This window comes from Nonomuraea sp. ZG12 (genome assembly GCF_052068115.1).
Classification (GTDB): Bacteria; Actinomycetota; Actinomycetes; order Streptosporangiales; family Streptosporangiaceae; genus Nonomuraea.
Map to the genome: position 1 here is coordinate 223,733 of NZ_JBQHCW010000010.1, position 21,579 is coordinate 245,311.

At 71.6% G+C, this 21,579-nt stretch carries 21 protein-coding genes; 11 read left to right on the forward strand and 10 right to left on the reverse strand.

Features of this window, described 5'->3' with window-relative positions; genetic code table 11:
- Window positions 1-2: 2 nt before the first annotated feature.
- The 6 genes from ACTMTF_RS27135 to ACTMTF_RS27160 all read left to right on the forward strand — a co-directional run bounded on the left by ACTMTF_RS27135 (window position 3) and on the right by ACTMTF_RS27160 (window position 6,496).
- Window positions 3-1,022, forward strand: a complete 1,020-nt coding sequence (locus tag ACTMTF_RS27135) for an NAD-dependent epimerase/dehydratase family protein (protein ID WP_441113194.1) — start codon at window positions 3-5, stop codon at window positions 1,020-1,022.
- The gene (locus ACTMTF_RS27140; RefSeq protein WP_441113195.1) at window positions 1,019-2,317 is read left to right on the forward strand and encodes a DUF4910 domain-containing protein; all 1,299 of its coding nucleotides are present in this window, start codon (window positions 1,019-1,021) and stop codon (window positions 2,315-2,317) included. Before ACTMTF_RS27135 ends, ACTMTF_RS27140 begins: the two co-directional genes overlap by 4 nt.
- The gene (locus ACTMTF_RS27145) at window positions 2,298-3,245 is read left to right on the forward strand and encodes a hypothetical protein (protein WP_441113196.1); all 948 of its coding nucleotides are present in this window, start codon (window positions 2,298-2,300) and stop codon (window positions 3,243-3,245) included. Before ACTMTF_RS27140 ends, ACTMTF_RS27145 begins: the two co-directional genes overlap by 20 nt.
- Window positions 3,242-4,690 carry an oligosaccharide flippase family protein gene (locus ACTMTF_RS27150; protein ID WP_441113197.1) on the forward strand — a complete coding sequence of 483 codons (1,449 nt, stop codon included), beginning with the start codon at window positions 3,242-3,244 and terminating at the stop codon, window positions 4,688-4,690. The genes ACTMTF_RS27145 and ACTMTF_RS27150 overlap by 4 nt, the downstream gene beginning before the upstream one ends.
- On the forward strand, window positions 4,677-5,552 hold the full coding sequence (locus ACTMTF_RS27155) for a glycosyltransferase family 2 protein (protein WP_441113198.1): 876 nt from the start codon (window positions 4,677-4,679) through the stop codon (window positions 5,550-5,552). Before ACTMTF_RS27150 ends, ACTMTF_RS27155 begins: the two co-directional genes overlap by 14 nt.
- 80 nt (window positions 5,553-5,632) lie before the next feature.
- Window positions 5,633-6,496, forward strand: a complete 864-nt coding sequence (locus ACTMTF_RS27160) for a hypothetical protein (RefSeq protein WP_441113199.1) — start codon at window positions 5,633-5,635, stop codon at window positions 6,494-6,496.
- Here the strand turns inward: ACTMTF_RS27160 and ACTMTF_RS27165 are convergent.
- Entirely contained in the window at window positions 6,475-7,347 is an 873-nt protein-coding gene (locus ACTMTF_RS27165; protein ID WP_441113200.1) for a DUF6492 family protein, read from the reverse strand. The two genes, ACTMTF_RS27160 and ACTMTF_RS27165, sit on opposite strands and share 22 nt — an antisense overlap.
- 124 nt (window positions 7,348-7,471) lie before the next feature.
- Between ACTMTF_RS27165 and ACTMTF_RS27170 the strand changes: the two genes are divergently transcribed.
- On the forward strand, window positions 7,472-8,191 hold the full coding sequence (locus ACTMTF_RS27170; RefSeq protein WP_441113201.1) for a hypothetical protein: 720 nt from the start codon (window positions 7,472-7,474) through the stop codon (window positions 8,189-8,191).
- Window positions 8,192-8,194: 3 nt separating this feature from the next.
- Window positions 8,195-9,529: an O-antigen ligase family protein gene (locus ACTMTF_RS27175; RefSeq protein WP_441113202.1), complete on the forward strand. Its 1,335-nt coding sequence runs from the start codon at window positions 8,195-8,197 to the stop codon at window positions 9,527-9,529.
- Here the strand turns inward: ACTMTF_RS27175 and ACTMTF_RS27180 are convergent.
- The gene (locus tag ACTMTF_RS27180; protein ID WP_441113203.1) at window positions 9,478-10,368 is read right to left on the reverse strand and encodes a hypothetical protein; all 891 of its coding nucleotides are present in this window, start codon (window positions 10,366-10,368) and stop codon (window positions 9,478-9,480) included. The two genes, ACTMTF_RS27175 and ACTMTF_RS27180, sit on opposite strands and share 52 nt — an antisense overlap.
- A 12-nt stretch (window positions 10,369-10,380) precedes the next feature.
- Entirely contained in the window at window positions 10,381-10,929 is a 549-nt protein-coding gene (locus tag ACTMTF_RS27185) for a dTDP-4-dehydrorhamnose 3,5-epimerase family protein (RefSeq protein WP_441113204.1), read from the reverse strand.
- Window positions 10,930-10,952: 23 nt separating this feature from the next.
- On the opposite strand from ACTMTF_RS27185, the gene ACTMTF_RS27190 reads away from it, so the two are divergent.
- Window positions 10,953-11,798, forward strand: coding sequence for a glycosyltransferase (locus ACTMTF_RS27190; protein WP_441113205.1), 846 nt, complete (start codon window positions 10,953-10,955; stop codon window positions 11,796-11,798).
- On the opposite strand, the gene ACTMTF_RS27195 is transcribed toward ACTMTF_RS27190, so the two are convergent.
- From ACTMTF_RS27195 to ACTMTF_RS27215, 5 genes are all read right to left on the reverse strand, one after another.
- Window positions 11,771-12,967, reverse strand: coding sequence for a glycosyltransferase family 4 protein (locus ACTMTF_RS27195; protein WP_441113206.1), 1,197 nt, complete (start codon window positions 12,965-12,967; stop codon window positions 11,771-11,773). The two genes, ACTMTF_RS27190 and ACTMTF_RS27195, sit on opposite strands and share 28 nt — an antisense overlap.
- Window positions 12,957-14,282 carry a nucleotide sugar dehydrogenase gene (locus ACTMTF_RS27200; protein ID WP_441113207.1) on the reverse strand — a complete coding sequence of 442 codons (1,326 nt, stop codon included), beginning with the start codon at window positions 14,280-14,282 and terminating at the stop codon, window positions 12,957-12,959. The genes ACTMTF_RS27195 and ACTMTF_RS27200 overlap by 11 nt, the downstream gene beginning before the upstream one ends.
- A gap of 79 nt (window positions 14,283-14,361) precedes the next feature.
- Window positions 14,362-15,453 carry a GNAT family N-acetyltransferase gene (locus ACTMTF_RS27205; RefSeq protein ID WP_441113208.1) on the reverse strand — a complete coding sequence of 364 codons (1,092 nt, stop codon included), beginning with the start codon at window positions 15,451-15,453 and terminating at the stop codon, window positions 14,362-14,364.
- A complete protein-coding gene (locus ACTMTF_RS27210; RefSeq protein WP_441113209.1) occupies window positions 15,450-16,361 on the reverse strand; it encodes a glycosyltransferase family 2 protein in 912 nt (303 codons plus the stop codon). The genes ACTMTF_RS27205 and ACTMTF_RS27210 overlap by 4 nt, the downstream gene beginning before the upstream one ends.
- Window positions 16,361-17,023: a polysaccharide deacetylase family protein gene (locus tag ACTMTF_RS27215; RefSeq protein WP_441113210.1), complete on the reverse strand. Its 663-nt coding sequence runs from the start codon at window positions 17,021-17,023 to the stop codon at window positions 16,361-16,363. Before ACTMTF_RS27215 ends, ACTMTF_RS27210 begins: the two co-directional genes overlap by 1 nt.
- Before the next feature lie 990 nt (window positions 17,024-18,013).
- Here ACTMTF_RS27215 and ACTMTF_RS27220 point away from each other — a divergent pair.
- Window positions 18,014-18,838, forward strand: a complete 825-nt coding sequence (locus ACTMTF_RS27220) for a UbiA family prenyltransferase (RefSeq protein ID WP_441113211.1) — start codon at window positions 18,014-18,016, stop codon at window positions 18,836-18,838.
- A 5-nt stretch (window positions 18,839-18,843) separates the two neighbouring features.
- Complete coding sequence (locus tag ACTMTF_RS27225) at window positions 18,844-19,506, forward strand: hypothetical protein (protein ID WP_397005510.1); 663 nt, start codon at window positions 18,844-18,846, stop codon at window positions 19,504-19,506.
- Between the two features lie 52 nt (window positions 19,507-19,558).
- On the opposite strand, the gene ACTMTF_RS27230 is transcribed toward ACTMTF_RS27225, so the two are convergent.
- Window positions 19,559-20,596 carry an NAD-dependent epimerase/dehydratase family protein gene (locus ACTMTF_RS27230; RefSeq protein ID WP_441113212.1) on the reverse strand — a complete coding sequence of 346 codons (1,038 nt, stop codon included), beginning with the start codon at window positions 20,594-20,596 and terminating at the stop codon, window positions 19,559-19,561.
- A gap of 11 nt (window positions 20,597-20,607) precedes the next feature.
- Window positions 20,608-21,528, reverse strand: coding sequence for a hypothetical protein (locus tag ACTMTF_RS27235; RefSeq protein WP_441113213.1), 921 nt, complete (start codon window positions 21,526-21,528; stop codon window positions 20,608-20,610).
- Window positions 21,529-21,579: the final 51 nt, after the last annotated feature.

Consider the following 21,579-nt stretch of genomic DNA (forward strand, 5'->3'; position numbering starts at 1 on the left):
ACATGCGCGTTCTCCTCACCGGGCACCAGGGTTACCTGGGCTCCGTGATGGCGCCGGTGCTGGCCGGGGCCGGACATGAGGTGATCGGCCTGGACAGCGGGTTGTTCGCCGACTGTGTGCTCGGGCCGGCGCCGGACGACCCGCCGGGGCATCGGGTGGACCTGCGCGACGTGCCGGCGTCCATGCTGGAGGGGGTCGACGCGGTGGTCCATCTGGCCGCGCTGTCGAACGACCCGCTGGGCGCGCTGGCCCCCGACCTGACGTACGACATCAACCACCACGCCTCGGTCAGACTGGCGCGACTCGCCCGTGAGGCGGGCGTGCGCCGGTTTCTGTACGCCTCCACCTGCTCGGTGTACGGCGCTTCCGGGGGTGAGGAGCTGCTCGGCGAGGACGCCCCGTTACGGCCGGTGACCCCGTACGCCGTGTCCAAGGTGCGGGTGGAGGACGATGTGGCCGAGCTGGCCGACGACGACTTCTCCCCGGTGTTCCTGCGCAACGCCACCGCGTTCGGGTTCTCGCCGCGGCTGCGGGCCGACATCGTGCTGAACAACCTGGTCGGCCACGCCCACCTGACCGGCCAGGTGCGGGTGCTGTCGGACGGCACGCCCTGGCGGCCGCTGGTGCACGCGGTCGACATCGCCGACGCCTTCGCCGCCACGCTGGCCGCGCCGCGCGAGGCCGTGCACGCCAGGGCGTTCAACGTCGGCTGGGAGCAGAACAACCTGACGGTCGCCGAGATCGCCGCGCACGTCGTGGAGGCGGTGCCCGGCTCCGAGGTGGTGATCACCGGTGAGACCGGGGCGGATCCGCGCTCGTACAAAGTGGACTTCTCCCGCATCAGGGCCGCGCTGCCGGGCTTCCACGCCCGGTGGACGGTGAAGGCGGGGGCCGTCGAGCTGGCCGAGGCCTACCGCGAGTACAGGCTGGGCGCGCGCGACTTCGAGCGGCGGTTCACCAGGCTGGCGTGGCTGGGCGACCGGCGGGCGGCCGGCACGGTCTCGGCGGAGCTGCGGACGTGACAGGGGAGGAGATGCACGCCCTGGTGGAGCGGCTCTACCCGCTGTGCCGCTCGATCACCGGCGACGGCGTGCGGCGCACGCTGGAGATCGTCGGCGAGCGGCTGCCGCTGGACGTCCACGAGGTGCCGACGGGCACGCAGGTGCTGGACTGGACCGTGCCGAAGGAGTGGAACATCCGCGACGCCTACGTCAAGGACCCCTCGGGGGCCAGGGTCGTGGACTTCCGGCGCTCCAACCTGCACGTCGTGGGCTACAGCGTGCCGGTGTCGGCCACGATGACGCTCGACGAGCTGCGCCCGCACCTGCACACACTGCCCGACCAGCCCGATCTGGTGCCCTACCGGACCAGCTACTACGCCGAGACCTGGGGGTTCTGCCTCAGCCGGCAGGTGCTCGACGGGCTCGGCGCGGGCCCCTACGAGGTGGTGATCGACTCCACGCTCGCCGACGGGCACCTGACGTACGCCGAGCACGTGGTGCGCGGGCGGACCGACGAGGAGGTGCTCATCTCCTGTCATGTGTGCCATCCGTCGCTGGCCAACGACAACCTCGCCGGGATCGCCGTGGCCACCGCCCTCGCGGCTCGCCTGGAGTCGCGCCGGGAATCAACACGCCTGACCTACCGGTTCCTGTTCGCGCCCGGCACGATCGGGGCCATCACCTGGCTGGCGCGCAACCGCGAACGCACCGGCCGGATCGTGGCCGGGCTCACGCTCGCCTGCGCCGGGGACCCGGGCGCCCTCACCTACAAGCGCAGCAGGCGCGGCGACGCGCGCATCGACCGGGTGATGGCGCACGTCCTCGCCGACCGGCCGCACACGATCGTGGACTTCTCGCCGTACGGCTACGACGAGCGGCAGTTCTGCTCGCCCGGCTTCGACCTGCCGGTGGGCAGCCTGACCAGGACCCCGTACGCGGGCTACCCGGAGTATCACACCTCCGGCGACGACCCGGGCTTCGTCACCCCGCAGGCGCTGGCCGGCACGCTGGAGGCTCTGTGGGAGGCGGTGACCGTGCTGGAGCGCGACGGCCGCTACCAGAACCTCAGTCCTTACGGCGAGCCGCAGCTCGGCAGACGTGGCCTGTACGGCTCTCTCGGCGGACGCAGTGACACCGAGCAGGCCCAGCTGGCGATGTTGTGGGTGCTGAACCAGTCCGACGGTGATCACAGCCTGCTCGACGTCGCCGAACGGTCGGGGCTGCCCTTCGGCGCGGTGGCCGAGGCGGCCGCCGCGCTGGAGGGCGCGGGGCTGCTCAAGCGGGTGGGGAGTGTGGATGAACCTGCGGGTCGGTGACCTGGTCGAGGTGCGCGGCGAGGAGGAGATCCTGGCCACGCTGGACGAGCGGGGAGAGCTGGAGAGCCTGCCGTTCATGCCGGAGATGCTGCGCTTCTGCGGACAGCGGATGACCGTGCACAAGGTGGCGCACAAGCTCTGCGACACGATCAGCCGCAGCGGCATGCGGCGCATGGAACGGGCCGTCCACCTGACCGGGGCACGCTGCGACGGCGGCGCGCACGGCGGCTGCCAGACCGCCTGCTCGCTGTACTGGAAGGAGGCGTGGCTCAAGCGGGTGGAGCCGGACACCCCCGTGCGGGCCTCCGAGCCGGAGCCCAGGCTGCTGCCGCTGCTGCAGGTCAACACCCGCAGCGGCACGGACACCTACTCCTGCCAGGCCACCGAGCTGCTCAGGGCCGCCCCTGCCTGCCTGCCGTTCCGCGACGTCCGGCAGTACGTCACCGACGTGCGCACCGGGAACGCCGGGGCGCTCCAGGTGGCGCGCACGTTCCTGGTCGGGCTGTTCAACCGCTTCCAGGGCCTGAGCAAGAAGATCCTGCCGCGCCGGCTGTGGTTCAGGAAGGGGCTGCGCTGGGGCTTCGTCGAAGGCCGGGCCGGGCGCGTCACGCCCACCGCCGAGCTCGGCCTGCGGCCCGGCGAGCTGGTCCGGATCAGGTCCAGGGACGAGATCCTCGACACGCTCAACGACGACCTGCTCAACCGGGGGCTCGGCTTCGAGGAGGAGATGGCCCGCTACTGCGGCCGGACGGCCCGGGTGCGGGCCCGGGTCGAGCGCTGCCTGGATGAGAAGACCGGCCGGCTGCTCAGCATGAAGAGCCCCTGCATCATCCTCGACGACCTGGTCTGCGAGGGCGTCTACAACGCCAACTGCCCCCGCGAGTTCGTGCCGTTCTGGCGGGAGATCTGGCTGGAGCGGGTGGAGTGAGCGAGACCGGCGAGATCCAGCGCAAGGCCGGCCGGGGCCTGCGCTGGAGCCTGGTCGGCAACCTGGTGATGAAGGCGGGCTCGTTCGCGATGAGCCTGGTTCTGGCCAGGCTGCTGGTGCCGGAGGAGTTCGGCGTCTTCGCGATCGCTCTCGCCGTGAGCCAGTTCGTCATCCACATCAACGACGCCGGGGTGATCGCCTCGACCGTGCAGTGGCGCGGAAAGCTGGAGGAGGTGGCCCCGACGGCCACGGTGGTGGCCATCGCGTCCAGCGTCACCCTCTACGCGATCTTCTGGGTGATCGCGCCGTTCTACGCGAGCATGGCCGGCAGCGAGGACGCCACCTGGGTGATCCGCATCCTGATGGCCACCAACGTGATCTACGGCCTGACCGCCGTGCGCAGCGCCGCGCTGATGCGCAGGTTCGAGCAGGACAAGCTGGCCTGGGCCAACCTCGCCGGCTTCGTGGCCAACGCCTCGGTCTCCATCACCCTGGCCGCGACCGGGGCCGGAGCGTACAGCTTCGCCTGGGGGCAGCTCAGCGGGGCCGCGCTCACCGGCGTGCTGGTGGTCGCGCTCGCCAAGGTGCGGCTCACGGCCGGCTTCGACCGGGTGCTCGCCGCCCGGCTGCTCCGCTTCGGGCTGCCGCTCTGCGTCGGCCTCGGCGTCGAGGGGCTGCTGCTCAACGTCGACATCGTGCTCGTCGGCGACGCGCTCGGGCCCGCCCAGCTCGGCCTCTACCTGCTCGCCTTCAACATCGCGAGCTGGGTGCCCGGCATCGTCGGCACCGCCATCCGCTATGTGGCGCTGCCCAGCTTCGCCCGGCTGGCCGAGGAGGGACCCGCCGCCGTCGAGTCGGGCGTGCGGCGCGCGGTCCCGCTGCTGGGCGTCATCGTGCTGCCGATCGCGGTGCTCATGGGCACGCTCGCGCCCGCGCTGGTGGGATTCCTGTACGAGCCGCACTGGCTGCCGGCGGCCCAGGTGCTGCGGTTCCTGGCCGTGGTGATGGCCGTGCGGATGCTGAACATCCTGGTCACCGACATCCTGGCCGGGCTCGGCCACACGAGGGCGACGATGTGGGTGAACCTGTGCTGGGCGGTCGCGCTGGTCCCCGCCCTCCTCATCGGGGCCCGCCAGGGCGGCATCCAGGGGGCGGCCATCGCGCACGCCGTGATCGCGCTGCTGCTGGCGCTGCCGATGCTGAGCCTCGCACTGCACCGGGCCGGCGTGTCACCCCGGCTGTTCGCGGCCGGGCTGGCCAGACCGGCCCTGGGCGCCGCCGTCGCGGGAGTGACCATGGCGGCCCTGTCCACGCTGGTCGACGGGCCGTTCGTCCGGCTGTGCGTCGCCGGCGGCGCGGGGCTGCTGGTCTTCGCGCTCGTCGCCGTGCCGCGTGCCGTCCTCATGCAACTGCTGCGTCAAGGGAGAGCCCATGCCCGACCCTGAACTCGTCTCGGTGGCCCTGCCGGTGCGCGACGGCGCGGAGCGGCTGGAAGGGGTGATCCGGTCCGTCCTGGCCCAGGACCACCCCCACCTGGAGCTGGTCATCTCCGACAACGCCTCCACCGACCGCACCGAGGAGCTCTGCCGCGACCTGGCGGCGGGCGACCCGAGGATCGTCTACCACCGGCACCCGGAGAACATCGGGCTGCTGGGCAACTTCAGGCACGCGGCGCAGATCTCGCGCGGCGCCTACGTTCGCTGGATCGGCGACGACGACCGGCTCGACCCCGCCTGCGTCTCCCGTGCCATGGCCGAGTTCGCCAGGGACGAGCGGCTCGTCCTCGTCACCACCGGGGTCGCCTACACCGGGCCCGACGGGGTGGCCAGAAGCGCCGCCTACGACGGCAGCGGGCTGGACTCGGACGATCCGGTGACCCGCTTCGCCGAGATGCTCAGACTGCTCAACGAGAGCCACCTGACGATCGACCCGCTCTACGGGCTGCTGCGGCGCGGGCCCGCGACCGGGATCCCCCGGCGCAACATGCTGCGCGAGGACGAGGTGTTCGCGGCCAAGCTCGCGCTCGCCGGGCCGTGGGCGCACGTGCCGGAGGTGCTCGCGCACCGCAACTGGCGGCTGGAGCGCATCTCCGGCGTGGCCCGGCGGCTCGGCGTGCCGTCCTGGCAGTCGCGTCTGGCCAACACCCTGCAGTGCCGCGAGCTGCTGACCTGGGTGCGGAACGCCGAGCTCACCGACGACCAGCGCCGCCGGGCGCGGGCGGCGGTCCTGAAGATGTACGCCAGACGACAGCGGCGGACCGTGGCGCACCGGAGCCGCAAGCTCCTGGCCCTGGCCCGCCTGGTGTAACAGGAAAGATGATCAGTGCGATTACCACTCAGTACCGGTGCCACGCCGTGCCGGGAAGAACCTGACGGGGGCGGAGAATAGTGGGCTTCTGGAGGACCGTCCTCGGTCTGGCCAGGAAGAAGTTCGTCGGGCCGCCCGTCGTGGTGGCGGCGATCGTGCTCGCCTTGGCCGGCTTCTTCCTGGTGCCGAGCCGGTACGTGTCCACGGCGTCCATGGTGCTCACCGTGCCCGCGTCCGGCGGGACGCTGGAGACCGAGCCCCGGCAGCGGGTGGGCCTGACCAACCCGCTGCTGCAGTTCAACGACGCGCTGCGGACCACGGCGGGCATCCTCATCCTGGCCACGAACACGCCCGAGGTCGCCGCCGAGATCGGGGTGACCGAGGACGGCCCCACCGCGCTGACCATCAACGACGGCCGCACCAACCCGGACCTGCTCGGCATCAGCACCAACGGGCCGTTCGTCTACATCGAGGTGGAGAGCACCTCGCCGCAGCTGGTCAGGGAGACGATGCGGAAGGCGCAGCTGCGCGTCAAGCTGGAGCTGGCCAGGCGGCAGGTGGCGCTGGACGCCCCGATCAGCACGCACATCGGCGTCCTCGACGTGATGCCCGCCTCGATCCCCAAGCCGCTCATCCAGGACCGGCTGGTGGCCGGGGTGGTGGGCGGCCTGCTCGGTGTGGTCGCCGGGCTGACCGCCGCCTACGCCGTCCTACGCCTGCGTGCCTCCCACACCGCGCCGGCCGAGGCCGCGGGCATCCCTTCGGCGCAGACGGAAACCCCGGTGCCCCCGGTCTTCCCGCTGACCGTGGCCGAGCTGGAGGCCGGGCAGGACGGTGAGAACGGTGCAAACGGTGAGAACGGGTCGGCTCGGGCGGCCGTGGACGACACCGGCCCGATCGAGGTCGTCGTGCCGCGCGACGATCAGCCCGACTCGACCACCTGAGCGCACCGCCGGATGGCCGCCAGCCTGGCGTCCATCGGCGTGTGCGACTTGGCCGAGATCATCATGCCGACCGCGTCCCGTGGGAGCCGGCCGGCGAAGGCCACGGCCGTCGGCTCGTCCCACGGCTCGTGGTTGTAGCTCAGGTGGCAGATCGTGGTGTTGACCGGCGGCGACGCCTTCAGCACCTCGTCGACGAACACCCCGTAGAGGATGAACTCCGAGATGTGCAGCCGCGCGTTGAAGGCGTCCATCCAGTCGCGCCCGGTGACCTCGCTGATCCGCCGCCGCATGGCCAGCACGACCGCGGGGTCCCAGAAGGTCAGCGCCGTCACGTAGTCGGGCAGCGGAGGCGGCGGCGCGGGCGGCAGCCCGAGCAGCTCCCGGGCGACCTGGTGCCACCGGACGTGCCGCCCCATGTCAGCGGTGACGCCGTCGTCCACCCGGTGCAGGCTGAGCCGTCCGTCCACGGTGAAGGACGCCGCGCTCGTGGGCCGTACCAGCACCGCGTCGGAGTCCACGATGAGCATGGTGTCGGCGTCGACCAGGTCCGCAGCGGCGATCTTGACGGTCTGCTGGAAGACCCAGCCGCGCAGGGGCGGCCACGGGCGGCGGTAGTCGACGTGCACATCGGTGCCCGGCACGCGGACGTACCTGCTGGGCAGCAGCTTCGAGCGGTCCCACACCCGGCAGCGCGGCCCCTGGTAGCGGGCGAACAGCTCCAGGTCGGCCGGCGACACGAAGACGTGGTGGACGGTGTCCGGCGAGGTGTGCTCCAGCACGGAACGATGCAGCAGCGCGAACAGCTCCGCGTCCTGCGCGTAGGTGGGAGTGACCACGGCCAGTTCGCTCATGTATCTCCAGACGCAGCCCTAGATAACCCCATATCGCGCTATTGGGGATGGTGTTACAGCGTTTGTGTAACGCTCCATGGGGGTTCTCGCGACATGTAGAGGGGCGGCACTCGTAGGGGGGCGCGTGGATTTCTGGGGGACGATCCTCGTCCTGGTCCGGCGGTGGTACGTCGCGTTGCCGGCCTTCGTGCTGGCCGTCGGCGGCGCGTACCTCGCCTACAGCACGATCCCCACGACCTACACCACCACCGCCGTCCTCCTGCTGACCGCGCCCACCAGCGGCGGCGTCGTCCCGGCGCAGCCCGACCAGCCCGTCGCCCGGGTCAACCCACTGCTGAACTTCGACCACGGGCTCGACGTGGCCGCCTCGATGCTGATCAGCGCCATGAGCACGCCGGACATGGTCGCCGAGATGGGCGCCGCCGAGGGCGACACCAAGTATGCGGTCACCAACGGCACCAACAACCTGGAGTCGCTGGCGACCGGCCCGCTGGTGTTCGTCGAGGGGGAGAGCCGCACCCCGGAGGCGGCCACGGCCATCACGCTGAAGGTCATGGAGCGGGTTGAGCGGGAGCTGGACCTGCGCCAGCGGCAGGTGCAGGCGCCGCGCGAGACGTACATCACGATGAGTGCGGCCGTGCCGCCGACCACGCCGGTGGCGCAGCAGGGCAGAAAGCTGCGCTCCGCGGCCGCCGCGCTCGGCCTGGGCGTCATCGCCGCGCTGTGCGCCTCCTTCGCCGCCGAGAGCCTGCCCCACCCGGTACGACCCCGCCTGACCCGCCGCCGCCCGCCACCCGAGCCGGAGGCCGAGGAGCTCGTCGCCGCCGAGAAGGCGGAGGCGTAGCCGGTGGCCGCCCGGTCGCCCGCTGGGGGGCGGGCCGACGGTGCGACGGTGGCGGCGGTGTTCGCGGTGGCGTTGCTGGTCGTGCCCGCTCGGCTGGTGCTGAAGCTCCTGCCGCTCTCCCTCACCCCTGCGAACGTGGTGAGTCTGGCCGCGGCCCTGCTGTGGCTGTGCGCGCAGCTCACCCTCACCCTGGGCGCCGCCAAGGGCGCCAACCCGGTGCGCACCGCGCTGTTCGCCTACTTCACCGCCATGGTCGCCACCTTCGGCTTCGCCACCTGGGGCTACCTGGACTCCGACGAGCTCAACCTGACCGACCACGCCTTCGTGCTCGTGGTGGCGTCCGTGGGCATCGCGCTCACCGTCTGCGACGGGGCTCGTGGGCACCGGCGGCTGGACTTCCTGCTCAAGACGCTGGTGGTCGGCGGGGCGGTCCTGGCGGTGATCGGCGCGCTGCAGTTCCTGTTCTCGGTGGACCTGACCAGGTTCCTGGAACTGCCGATCCTGCGCTACACCAGCGAGGGCGACTCGTTCGTGCTGGAACGGGCCGACCTGCGCCGGGTGGCCGCCACCACCGGCCATCCGATCGAGTTCGGCGTGACCTGCGCGATGCTGCTCCCGCTGGCCGTGCATCACGCCACCAAGGCGCGGCTGCGCGGCGAGCCCGCGCTGCGCTGGTGGGCGTGCACGCTGCTGATCGGGCTCGGGCTGATGTTCTCGGTGTCGCGGTCGGCGATGCTGAGCCTGCTCGCCGTCGGCGTGGTGCTGCTGGCAGGCTGGTCCGGCCGTCAGCGGATGCAGGCGCTGCTGGTGGCCGCCGGGTTCCTGGTGCTCGTCAGGCTGACCGTGCCGGGGCTGCTCGGCACCATCGCCGGGCTGTTCACGAACCTGTCCAACGACGAGAGCATCCAGTACAGGACCCACGACTACGCCGTCGCCGCGCAGGAGATCGGCAGGCACTTCTGGCTCGGCCGGGGACTCGGCACCTGGTACGCGCCCAAGCACCAGATCTTCGACAACCAGTACATCCTGTCGATGGTGGAGACCGGGCTGATCGGCACGCTGGCCTACGCCGCGCTGTTCGTGGTCGCCTTCTACGCGGCGCTCAGGGCCAGGCACCTGACCGCCGATCCGGGCACCCGCGACCTGGGGCTGACCCTCGCGGCCTGCCTGCTCGTGCCGCTGGTCGGGTCGTTCACCTTCGACCTGCTGTCGTTCGCGACGGTGACCGGTCTGTCGTTCCTGCTGATCGGGGCGGCCGGCGCGCTGCTCCGCGCCGTACAGGCCGATCAGCTCTCGCCCTCGCAGCGCAGCGGGCCGACGATCGAGGTGACCCGATAGTCCGCGTCGATGGTGACCAGCTCGTTGCCCGCCCAGTCGGTACGGCCGCACTCGGAGTCCACGGGCCCGTAGACCCACGACTTGTCGACCAGCTTGTTGCCGCGCACCACCTGCTTGCCGCCCGCGTTGCGCACCTGGATGCTGAAGGTGCCGCCCATGACCAGGTTGTCGGTGACGACGACGTCGCGCGACTTCTCGTCGACGAGGAAGATCGGCGCGGTGATGTGCTCGGCCTCGCGCTGGTCGACGGTGTTGTGCTCGAAGAGCAGCCCGGTGCCGCCGTTGTAGGCCTGGATGCCGTCGGAGTGGTCGCCGGGGTTGGAGCAGAGCTTGACGAAGGAGTCGCGGATCCGCACGTCGTCGCCGGAGACGCGGAAGCCGTCGCTGTGGCCCTGGACCAGCACCCTGGTCGCGGTGTACTTGTCGTGGCCGATCGCGGGCAGCGGGCCGCAGGTCCCGGCGGCGCCGACGGTGCTGTCCTCGATGGAGAAGCGGAAGGACTTGTCGCCGTCGGCGTTGGTGATGTGGCCGTCGATCACGCTGTTCCTGATGGTGACGTCGTCGGCGTGGACGAGCAGGGGGCCGGCGATGTGCACGCCGTCGAGCACGGCGCCGCGCTCTCGGACCCGGTAGGCGACGTCCTCGGTGTTGAGCTTGAGCGGGGTCAGTCTCCGCCCGCGTGGCGCGCCCGTACAGGCGGGTGTGGGGTGGTCGGGGCAGAAGCTGCCGTCGGCCCGCACGATCTTCGGCGGGGGCGTCGGGGCGTCGGTCGGCGGGGTGGGGGCCGCCTGGCAGGCGGCCGTGAGCAACAGCGCGCTCACGGTCACGACGAGACGCATCACCGCCACCTCTCAGCCACCGAGCCGAGGCAGGAGCTCGGCCCACGAGCCCGCCGCCAGGTCGCGGTCGCTGATCCCGGTGGGCGGCAGGGGCCACGCTACCTTCAGATCCGGATCGTCGTAGCGGACGGCGAGATCCTCGGCGGGGTCGTGCTCGCGGTCGATGCGGTAGCAGGTGTCGGCCGGCTCGGTGAGCGCCTGAAAGCCGTGCAGCAGCCCAGGAGGCACGTAGAGGGTCACGAACGCCTCGTCGTCCAGGCGCACCGCCATCCGCCTCCCGAACGTCGCAGAGCCCGGCCTGGCGTCCACCAGCACGTCGTAGATCGCGCCCCTGGCACAGCGCACCAGCTTCGCCTCGCCCCGCCCGCCGCGCCCGTGCAGGCCCCGGATGGTGCCGCGGCGCGACCTGGACTGGCTGTCCTGGATGAACGACTCCGGCGACAGTCCCGCACCGGCGGCCACGGTGGCGTCGAACGTCCGGGTGAACAGGCCGCGCTGGTCGCGGTGCGGCGTGGGGGCGAACAGCAGCACGCCCTCGATCTCCCCTCGCTCCACTCTCATGAGTCGTCCCTTCTGGCGGTGTGATGAAGCCCAGGATCAGTGTCGTCATCCCGGCGCACAACGAGGAAGCGGTCATCGCGCGCGGCCTGGACGCGCTGCTGGCCGGGACGTCGCCCGGCGAGTTCGACGTCGTGGTGGTCGCCAACGGCTGCTCCGACCGCACCGCGAGCGCCGCGGCCCGGCCGGGGGTGCGGGTGCTGGAGACCTCGCGGTCCGGCAAGGTCAACGCGCTGCGCCTGGGCGACGCCGCCTGCCGCGCCTTCCCGCGCGTCTACCTCGACGCGGACGTGCGGCTGGACGCCGCCTCGGTGCGGGCGCTGGCGGAGGCGGCGGCCCGGCCGGGGGTGCTCGCCTGCGCGCCGGTGCCCGAATGGGACCTGACAGGGACGGGGCCGCTGGTCAGGCGGGTGCACCGGGTGCACGACCGGCTGATCGCACCGGCGCGCGTCCTGGCGGGCGTGGGCGCGTACGTGCTCACCGAGCGGGGGCACCAGCGGGCCTTCCCGCTGCCGGACGTGATCTCCGACGACGGCTGGGTGGACGGCTGCTTCGCTGCGGGAGAGCGGGTCGCGGTGCCGCAGGCCCGCACGGTGGTCCGCCCGGCCCGCACCGTCCGCGCGCACCTGGCCAGGCGGGTCCGGGTGCGGCAGGGCAACCGGCAGCTCGCCGAGCTGGGCAGGCCCGCCCGCACGCTGCGCGCGGGGGCGCTGCGCGAGCTGCTCGCCCGCCGCACGGTGAGCCCGCTCGACGCCGCCTGCTACGTGGCCGTCCTGGCCGCCGACCGCGTGCTCACCCGCCTGCGCGGCGACCGCTCCCGATGGGGTACGGACACCGGCAGCCGTCACCGCGATTCCACGGCCGCGTCGTAGGCCCGCAGCAGGGCGGCCTTCGAATGCTCCCAGGACAGCGGCCCGGCCACCCGCTGCCTGCCCAGCTCGCCCATCCGCAGGCGCTCGGCCGGGTCGTCCAGCAGCCGGGCGATCAGCTTGGCGAACTCCGACTCGTCGTTGGCCGGCGCGTACAGGGCGGCCTCGCCCGCAGACACCCGCGCCTCGCGCAGCTCGAAGGAGACGATCGGCTTGGCCATCGCCATGTACTCCATGACCTTGTTCATCGTGGAGACGTCGTTGAGCGGGTTCAGCGGATCGGGGGAGAGGCACACGTCGGCCGTCGACAGGTAGCGCATCAGGTCCTCGTCGGGGATCCTGCCGGTGAACTCGACGTCGTCGCCCAGGCCCAGCTCGCGCGAGAGCGCCACCATCGCGTCGAAGGTGTCGCCGCCGCCGACGAACACCGCGTGCCAGTCGGCCCGCCCGTGCTCGTCCCGCAGCCGCGCCAGGCTGCGCAGCGCGTAGTCGACGCCGTCCTGCGGCCCCATCACGCCCAGATAGCACAGCAGGTACGGCTTGCCGCGCCGCAGCGACTCCTCCGGCGGCACCTGGTGGAAGCGTTCCACCACCGGGGCGCTGCGGACCACGAAGACCTCCTCGGGACGCTTGCCGCCGCGCGACAGCGCGACCTGCCGGTAGCTCTCGTTGGTGGCGATCACCACGTGCGCCGCCCGGTACGTCCACCTTTCCAGCCGGCACACGGCCCGGTAGAGCCGGTCACGGCCCCGGTCGAAGCGTGACAGGTAGAGCTCGGGCACCAGGTCGTGCTGGTCGAAGACGAACCGGGTGCCGCCGCGCCGCATGGCCAGCGCGAGCAGGAAGAACAGGTCGGGCGGGTTGCAGCCGTGCACCACGTCGAACCGGCCGGACCGGGCCGTCAGCCGCCTGGCCAGCCGGAAGGTGTGCCACAGCGCCGAGCCGTACTCGCGCAGGTAGCCGGCGGGGCCGCCGGTGGCGGCGCGCAGCGGGTAGCGGTGGATGTGCACGCCGTCGATCACCGCCTCCGGCTCGGTGTCCTGCTTGGCGCCCTGGGGGCAGATGACGTGCACCTCCCAGCCGGCCTCGCGCAGGGCGGTGCTCTCCTGCCAGACGCGCCGGTCGAGCGGGACGGAGAGGTTCTCGACGAGGATGAGCGCTCTACCAGCCAATGCCCACGTAGTCCCTTCTGTCGCGGTGCGTCGCGGCGCCCGGCATGCGCACGAGATCGACGATCACCTTTCCGCCGACGCCGTCAGGGCCGCTCAGGCCCTCCAGCGCCGCCAGTACGGCTGGGTCGGTGCAGCCGACCACGCACACCTCCGCGTGGCCGAGCACCTCCTCGACGGAGTCGCCGAGGAGGTCTTCCAGGTGGGGCAGCCGTTCGGCGATGTAAGCGCGGTTGGCCCCCATCAGCCGGGACAGGGACACGTTGGCGTCGTAGATGCGCAGGTCGTAGCCCTTGCCGAGGAGCCGTTCGGCGAGCTCCACCATCGGGCTCTCGCGCAGGTCGTCGGTGCCCGGCTTGAACGACAGGCCGAACAGCCCGACCTTGCGCCTGCCCGGCGCGGTGACCAGGTCGAAGGCGCGCTGCAGGTGCGCCTCGTTGGCCGGCAGGACGTGCGAGAGCAGCGGGACGGACACGTCGGCCATCCGGGCGGCGTACACCAGCCCGCGCAGGTCCTTGGGCAGGCAGGAGCCGCCGAAGGCGAAGCCGGGACGCAGGTAGGCGGGGCTGATGTTGAGCTTGCGGTCGGCCAGGAACACGTCCATGACCCGGTGCGAGTCGAGTCCCAGCGCCTGGCAGACGGCGCCCAGCTCATTGGCGAAGCCAATCTTCACCGCATGAAACGCGTTGTCCGCATATTTCGTCATTTCGGCTACGGGGATCGGCACCCTGAACACCTCGCCCGGCAGCCCCTCGTAGAGCGCGGCCACCACGTCGCCGCTGGCCTCGTCCGACTGGCCGATCACCGTCTTGGGCGGCGCGAAGAAGTCCCGCACGCTGCTGCCCTCGCGCAGGAACTCCGGGTTCACCGCCACCCCGAAGTCCACCCCGGCCCGCAGCCCGGAGGACCGCTCCAGGATCGGCACGAGCAGCTCGGCGCAGGTGCCGGGGAGCATGGTGCTGCGGAAGACCACGACGTGCCCGGCACGCAGGGACGCGCCGATCTGCTCGGCGACGCGTTCCAGATAGGTCGTCGACAGGCTGCCGTTCGGGGCCGACGGCGTGCCGACGCAGACGAGTGAGATCGCGCTCCAGGCGACCGCCTCGGCCGCCTCCGTGGTGGCCCGCAGGCTCCCGTCGCGCACCGCCTGCTCGACCAGCTCGCCGATCCGCTCCTCGACGATGGGCGCCCGGCCGGCGTTGATCATGTCTGCCTTGACCGGGTTGACGTCGACGCCCACCACTTCGTGCCCCATCGAGGCGAGACAGGCCGCCGAGACGCATCCCACGTAGCCGAGCCCGAAGACGCTGATCCGCATAGCTGCCCTCCGCCGTGGACCGTGGGGCAGCGATCTTCCCCCGCCTCCAAGGGATATGTCGGGCATATCTATTGGAACGTTACGGCCGTGTCCGAGTCCGGACAGCTCGTACGGCCGCTCGCGCGTGGACCAGCGCCGAAGCGGCGGCGCGGCGTACCGGATTCCTCGTCACCAGCCCCTGGCCCACCTGCGTCTGGCCGGTCCTGGCCCGCCGCTTGTACTCGTCCTCGCCCCTGCCCAGGTCGATCCGGGAGATCCCGAGAGCCGGGGCCGCCCCCACCAGCTCCCGCAGCAGGATCCACCCGGGGGACAGCCTGGCGAACTCCGGGTCGTACACGGGGAACCACCAGTGCAGCACCCCGCCCGCGCGCAGCCCGAAATGCGCGGCCAGCAGCCTCGGCCCGGCGTGCAGCGTCGACAGCACCCCGCCGAACGACCCGTCGCGGGTGCGCAGCAGGCTCTCCAGCAGCCGCGCCCGGCCGGGCTCCGCGAAGTAGTCGCGGGCGCCGGTAGCCGCGTACTGCGCCCGCTTCAACGCGATCACCCGCGCGAGCGCCTCGCCGTCGGCCGAGTCCGCCTCGAAGCGGACGGGGCCGTGCTCGCGCTCGGCCTTGGCCGCCCTGCGCCGGGCCTGGCCCATGTTGTCCTTGCCGCTCTTGGAGGCCCGGCCCAGGTAGCCCGTCAGGCCACCGGTGACGTCCAGGTACGGCGACGGCCTGCTGGTGATCACCCACGGCTCGAAACCGGGTGCCTGGTCCACCAGGTGGTCGAACGCGTACCCGGTCGCGCCGCCCCGCAGCAGGTCGAGCGGCCGGAAGGCGGCGCCCGCCGCGAGCACGGGCCCCTGGAAGTCGGCCGCCGGCCAGCCGACGGGCCGCAGCAACCGCCCCTCGCGATGGTGCGGCAGCAACGCGGCGATCCCGCCGCGCCCGCCTGTGCCGCCGGCGCCGCCGCGCCCGCCGTCTCCCGCGCCGCCGCCCGTGGCAGTGCTCGCGGCGACGGCCACCTGTACGGCGTGTCCTGTGGCGTGCACGGCCGCCGCGAAGCCCGGATGGAAGTACGGGCTGTCCAGGGCCGGGTTGGCGGCCCGCAGCGCATGCCAGGCGTCCAGCTCCGCCCCGCCCAGGTCACCGAACGACACGATCCGCATCCCGACCGCGCCGGGTGTCATCGGGGGAGCGCCGTCATCCGGCGGGACGGCCGGAGGAGCGCCGTCACCGAAGCGCGCGAGGTGGGCCGGCCGGCCAGCGCCCGGACCGCCTCGCCCGCGAGCACGGCCAGGTAGTAGGCCGCCCCCGCGACGGGCCCGTGCCGCCGCCGGTAGAGCCGTACCTTGTTGACGACCAGTAGCGCGGCCAGCACCGGGTTCACCCCGGAGTCGCCGCCGATGTGCTCGATCACCGACGCGGGTTCGTACCAGGTGCTCCAGCCGAGGTCGGCGGCGCGCAGGCAGAAGTCCGTCTCCTCGCTGTACAGCAGGAACGACTCGTCCCACGCCCCCACCTCGCGTACGACCCGCGACGAGATCAGCAGGGCCGCTCCGGTCGCCCAGGCGTACGCCCCGGCCCGGGCGTACGCGCGCGGGTCGGTCACCAGCTCGCCCAGCGTGCCGAGCCGCCCGGCCCGGTCTCCGCCGAGCACCGCCTCGGCCACCGCCCGGCCCACGGTCGGCGCCCGGCGCAGCGACGGCTGCAGTGAGCCGTCCGGGTTGACCATGTGCGGCACCGCGATTCCCCGGCCGGGCTCGTCCAGGCAGGCGAGCAGGGGCGCGACGGCTCCCGGGCGCAGCCGGCAGTCCGGGTTGAGCACGTACACGGCGGCCACGTCGTCGAGGTCGAGCGCCGCGAGCCCGGCGTTGATCGCCGCCGCGTAGCCGGCGTTCCTGCCCAGCTGGACCACCTTGACCGGCAGGTCGGCCCGGTCGGCGATGGCGGTGGAGCCGTCCTTGGACGCGTTGTCGGCCACCACCACGTCGGTCAGCTCGACCCCGGCCGCGCCCGCCGCCAGCGAGGCCAGGCAGCCTTCGAGCACGTCCGCGCTGTTGTAGGTGACGATCACCACGGCGATCCTGGGGAGCATCAGCGCACCCGCTTGTACAGGCGCATGGCCAGCTTGGCGGCCCGGCGTGGCAGCGACGGCCCGCCCGCCAGGATGCGGGTGGTCCAGCCGCTGTCGAGGTCGCGTTTCAGGCTGGTGCGCGGCTGGAGCCAGGCGTCCGGCCGGGCTCTGCCGCCGTCGCTGGTGTAGGCGCGGGTCACGCCCGCCCGCCGCAGCCGGCTCAGCACCCGCCTGTCGTAGGAGCCGAACGGGATGGCGACCCGCGACACCGGCTCGCCGGTGAGCTGGCCGAGCAGGTGGTGGGCGGCGGAGAGCTCCTCGGCGGCCTGCCCGGCGTCCAGCGTGCGCCAGTCGCGGTGCGCCCAGCCGTGCGAGCCGATCCGCATCCCGGCGCGCAGCAGCTCGCGGACGCCGGTGGAGTCCAGCCGGCCCGGCTCGCCGAGCAGCCCGGCCAGCACGAAGAACTCCGCCCGCAGCCCGCGCTCCACCAGCCGGGGCAGCGCGATCTCCACGTCGGAGGCGTTGCCGTCGTCGAAGGTGATCCGCACGTCCGGCCGCCCGGCCACCGCGTCCACCACCCGCTCGAACTGGGCCACGCTCACCCAGGTCTCCTCCTCGCCCGGGTCGAGCTCGCGGGCCGGCTCACCGATGCCGTGCACGGTCAGGTTGGTCACCGCACGCATCCCGCCCCCTGATCAGAAAGCCGCCAGGAGTGATATCGGTGTCCGAGATGGACCGTTACAGGCCACCACGGCCCGGCCGGCCGCCAGTAGCGCCGCTCTCCCTCTACCGTCGGTGCGAGGCTATGGTCACCTACCTTGCGGGGTTCGGGCTTGATCCAGATGTCGTCATGAATGTCAACCATGCATTCATGGCGTTGCCAGGAGATCTCAACCGCCTGCGGAATTCGCTCCCGCACGGACGCTGAGAGGCCGTGTCCATATCCTCCTTACAAGCGTCTGATCGCCGTGACTTGGGCAGGCGCTTGTCGGGTCTCTTGGACACCTGCCAGAAGAGCCTTTCAAAGAGCTTTTGGGGAACCCCCTCGGGTCGGTCGCCGCAATGCGTGCCTGGCGGCCCGCTGGACTCGACATAGGCCCGGAAAGACCGAAGAGCTGGAAAGACCCGCCTCCGGCGGGGGCTCAGCCCGAATCCACCGGCCAGAGTTTCGACGCGAGTGCTGTGAAATGAGATGAGTGCCCTTCGAGCTGGGAGGATGGAAGCTCTCGACGCTGCCGGCCGCCCGGTCCGAACGGGCGGGTCCGGAGCGTTTGGCCGGCGGGATGGACAAGCTGGTGGACGGCATTCGTGCGCCGTCCACGCTGGGCTCCGCCAAGGCGCGCGTGGCGACCTTCTCCTGCCCTGAGACAGCCCCTCCACCTGCGGAATCTGACCTCGTGGAGGAATTGGGGCAGAAACTGATTATCTGGAATCACGCCGCGGATTCAGGAGCAGGTCCTCGCAGCCAGGTGCACCCACGCGCATTCATATGATCTTCAGATCGTTCTCACCGGTGAATAGCCGAGGCTGACACCTCCCCAGCGCGGAAGGTCTTGGCTAGCATCATTGCTGTGCCGTTACGGATTCTTCCCATTGCGCCCGCGAACGACCTGGCCAGTCGGCGCATCTCGGGAGCCGCACGGCTGCGGGAGGCCCCCGGTCGGGTGCCGATCGTGCAGTTCATCGTGAACAATCGCATCTATCTTGGGGTCGGCGCGATTGCGGTCATGTGGGCGATGCCGCCGTGGTTCGGGGCAGAAGTCGCCTGGACGGCCATGCTGCCGGTCTTGATGGCCGGTCTCGGCGTTTATCAGTTCAACCGGGTTTTCGATTTCGTCGAAGACCAGATCAACGACCCTGGCGCATACGCGCAAGCCTACCGATCCAGGACCGCTCTTCGCGCGTTGGCTGTGGCGGCGATGGTCACGAGCCTCCTGCTCTCGATGGCTTTTCAGGGTTATGCGGCGACGGCATTGCTGGCGGTGATGCTGCTTTCCGGCGTCCTCTACTCGGCCCCGTTTCTCACTCGCCGGCGTCTCAAACAGGTGGCGGGGGTGAAGAATGTCATCCCATCGCTCGTCTGGCCGGTCGCCACGCTGGTCCATCCGACGGGTGTGCTCACCCTTGAGTCCATGCTCGCGGTCGGTTTGATCGCCTGCAGCGTCTTCACCATCGAGGTGGCCTGGGATGTGCGGGACAGGCGCGGCGACCGGATCGCCGGGATCGACTCTTTCGCCGCCATCCTGGGTCCGACCAAGGCGCTCGTGATTCCTCTCGCGACGAGTCTGACCTACGCGCTCTTTGTCGCGCTGCTGGTTCTTTTGGGCCGGCTGCCCGCGATCTGGCTGTTCCCGGGCATGCTCCCCGCCCTCTCGGTGGGCATCGCCCTGCTCTGGAAAGATTCGCTGGCCGCCAGCCGTGGCCTGTCGCATGTGCTGGTTCTGATCAACGTGCTGGCGCTGGTACCGCTGGGCATAGCTGGACGATGGGGGGTGTAGCGGACGTGGTCTCTAGCGTCAATCCGGACGAAGTCGAGCTGCGCAAGAAGCTGCTCGAAATCAACGTCTGGGCCATGCTCCTGGTGATCGCCCTGGTCCTGGAGCGAGCGTCGGACACCCTGGTATCAGTCGCGGCCGTGGCGGACAAGGTGGACACCAAGGTGTGGGCCGCCGTGTTCATCATGGGCATGGTCTTCGGCGTGCTGCTGGGGACGACGGTCGGGATCCTCGCTCTGCACGTGCGGTTCCAGGCTCCGTACGGCTACGCCCATGTGATCCTGGACAATATCTTCGTCACGGTCCCGCTCTACATCGCGATCCGGTTCAGCGCGGCTGCGATTCTCCGGACCACCGGCACGCCGGTGACCCTCGACGAGGACCTGTTCCGCCTGGGTGCGGCGATGATCGCCCTTGCCCTCGGCTTTCTCTTCGTCCGCGATCTGATCGTGTTACCCAAGATCACTGATCAGCTGTCGGCGCCTCCGCTCATCGCCGTCACCGCGCTCCACTTCATGGGCGCGATGCTCTTCGTGCTGCTGGCCGTCGTTCCGGGTTTCGTGTTGTACGTTGCTGCGCTCGGCTCCGTGGGCCTCGGCTTCTTCTTCGCCGGGATGGCCGCGATCCCGACCCTCTCCCGTCGTTTCAAACCCGCTCCTTCGCCGCCATAAGCAAAGGGTGCGCAAAACGAGCAGGCCACGCCGACGCCGGGGGGTCCGTTTTCTACGGGCGGCCGGCGTACCAGGCGATGGTCTGCCGGAGTCCGGCCTCCAGGCTCGTGGCGGGCCGCCAGCCGAGCACCCGCTCGGCCGGCCCGGGGTCGGAGCGCTGTGTACGGTCGAGCGGGCGGGCAGCCACCGCCCCGAACCTCGGCCGCACCGTGCGGCCGGCCAGTGGGCCGTTCGCCGCCGTGCGGTCAACCGAACGGCCCCGAGGGTCCTCCCCAGGGCCGACCGTCATCGTGCGGGCGACCGCTGTGTCGTTCACCAGGGTGGCGAGGAGTTCGACGGTGTCGCGGATGGACACCGGCTCCGCGGTGCCGATGTCGAGCACCTGACCGGCCGCCGCGCCGTCCGCGCCGGCCAGGACGAACGCGTCCACCACGTCCTCGACGTACACCCAGGTCACCATCCTGGACCCGGAGGTCAGCTCCGGCTCCTGCCCGCGCAGCAGCGACGACGTCACGTACGGGACCAGCTTGGTGGTGTCGGGCTGGCCGGGGCCGTACACCATCGCCACCCGCAGCACCGACACGGGGACCTGCCACAGCGCGTGGAACATCCGGGCGTAGCCGGTGGCGGCGGCCTTCGCGGCGGCGTACGGGGAGCTCGGGGCGAGGCCGTCACGCGGCTCCTCGACCGACCCGGCGAGCACCACGCTGCGCACCGGCGTGCCGGTCACGGCGGTCAGCAGGTTCACGGCGGCGGTGAGGTTGCCCGCGAACGTCGGCGCGACCGTGGCCGGCTCGCGGACGCCGGTGACCTCACTGGCCAGGTGGAGGACCACCTCGGGGGAGACCCGCGCAACCAGGTCGGTGGTCGCGGCCGCGTCGCTCAGGTCGGCCACGTGCCACTGCACGTCGTGCCGCTGTCCGCCGGGCCGCTGCTCGTCGTGCCGCTCTTCGCCGGGTCCGGCGGCGGGTGGGCGGCGGCTGACCGCGTGCACCTGCGCGCCGAGCGAGGACAGTCGTGCGACCAGGTGGCCGCCGATGAACCCGGTGGCCCCCGTGACCAGCACCCGCGTGTCGTGCCAGGCGGACATCTGCCCTCCAGCTAGTCGTGTCGTTCGGGGCCTGGGATCGGGTCCCCGGTGTCGTGCCACACGTTGCCCGCGTCGTCGGCCAGTTTGGCCTGGGTGCTCAGCAGGATCGGGCAGTCGTAGGCGGAGGCGCGGCCGAAGCGGTTGCCGGTGACGCGCTGGCCGGTCAGCGGGCGGCCGAGCGGCGTGTGGTCGATGTTGACGACGCAGCCGCCGCCGTCGAGGTAGTTGTCCTCGACGTGCAACTCGTCCGCCGACGACTGGACGGCCGCGTTCGGGTCCTCGGTGGTGGACAGGTCGATGGTGTTGTGCACCAGCCGCACGCCGCTCTGGTCGGCGAAGGCCTGCACGCCGTCGTTGTGCGTGGGGCCGCCGCCCTGGTCGGGGTCGGCGGCGAACCAGCTCAGGTCGTGGATGTAGGAGTCGCGCAGCAGCGTGCCGGTGTGGGCCTTGACGCCGTCGACCGTGCCGGTGAACTCCGAGCGGTAGATCGTCGTGGACGCGGCCCAGATGCCGTCGACGGACGGCGACGGGTGCGCCGGACGGAACTCGGAGTCCTCGATCACCGTGTCGCGGCCGTGTTCGGTGTCGAGCAGCGGGCGTACCCGGTCGGCCACGCCGCCACGGAAGAAGCAGTTCCTGAAGGTGACGCCGCGTCCGGTCACCTCGACGAAGCCGCGGAAGTCCTGGCCCTCGACGATCTCACCGTCCGTGGCGAAGGTCCGGTCGCCGGTCACCACGGTGAGCCGGGTGCCGGGGCGCACGCCCGTGGAGCCGGCGTCCGGGAAACCGGGCGGGACCGTGGTGGTGGGACCGGGCTCGGGGACCGGGGCCGGGAGCGCCGTGCGCGCGGGCTCGCCGGTCGCCTGCGCGATCGTCACGGCCAGCACCAGGGCGACGATCGCGGCCACGACGTACAGCCACGTCTTCGCCACCCCGGCATCGTCCCCTGAGAACCGGCCGGCGCGCCAGTGGCCCGGCCCGAG

What these genes read in the sequence shown, in the direction of transcription:
- ACTMTF_RS27200 (WP_441113207.1), bottom strand. Translation starts at nt 14,282, where the DNA reads ATGCGGATCAGCGTCTTCGGGCTCGGCTACGTGGGATGCGTCTCGGCG.
- ACTMTF_RS27180 (WP_441113203.1), bottom strand. Translation starts at nt 10,368, where the DNA reads ATGCGTCTCGTCGTGACCGTGAGCGCGCTGTTGCTCACGGCCGCCTGC.
- ACTMTF_RS27155 (WP_441113198.1), top strand. Translation starts at nt 4,677, where the DNA reads ATGCCCGACCCTGAACTCGTCTCGGTGGCCCTGCCGGTGCGCGACGGC.
- ACTMTF_RS27145 (WP_441113196.1), top strand. Translation starts at nt 2,298, where the DNA reads ATGAACCTGCGGGTCGGTGACCTGGTCGAGGTGCGCGGCGAGGAGGAG.
- ACTMTF_RS27205 (WP_441113208.1), bottom strand. Translation starts at nt 15,453, where the DNA reads ATGACACCCGGCGCGGTCGGGATGCGGATCGTGTCGTTCGGTGACCTG.
- ACTMTF_RS27230 (WP_441113212.1), bottom strand. Translation starts at nt 20,596, where the DNA reads ATGTCCGCCTGGCACGACACGCGGGTGCTGGTCACGGGGGCCACCGGG.
- ACTMTF_RS27210 (WP_441113209.1), bottom strand. Translation starts at nt 16,361, where the DNA reads ATGCTCCCCAGGATCGCCGTGGTGATCGTCACCTACAACAGCGCGGAC.
- ACTMTF_RS27135 (WP_441113194.1), top strand. Translation starts at nt 3, where the DNA reads ATGCGCGTTCTCCTCACCGGGCACCAGGGTTACCTGGGCTCCGTGATG.
- ACTMTF_RS27215 (WP_441113210.1), bottom strand. Translation starts at nt 17,023, where the DNA reads ATGCGTGCGGTGACCAACCTGACCGTGCACGGCATCGGTGAGCCGGCC.
- ACTMTF_RS27190 (WP_441113205.1), top strand. Translation starts at nt 10,953, where the DNA reads ATGAAGCCCAGGATCAGTGTCGTCATCCCGGCGCACAACGAGGAAGCG.
- ACTMTF_RS27185 (WP_441113204.1), bottom strand. Translation starts at nt 10,929, where the DNA reads ATGAGAGTGGAGCGAGGGGAGATCGAGGGCGTGCTGCTGTTCGCCCCC.
- ACTMTF_RS27165 (WP_441113200.1), bottom strand. Translation starts at nt 7,347, where the DNA reads ATGAGCGAACTGGCCGTGGTCACTCCCACCTACGCGCAGGACGCGGAG.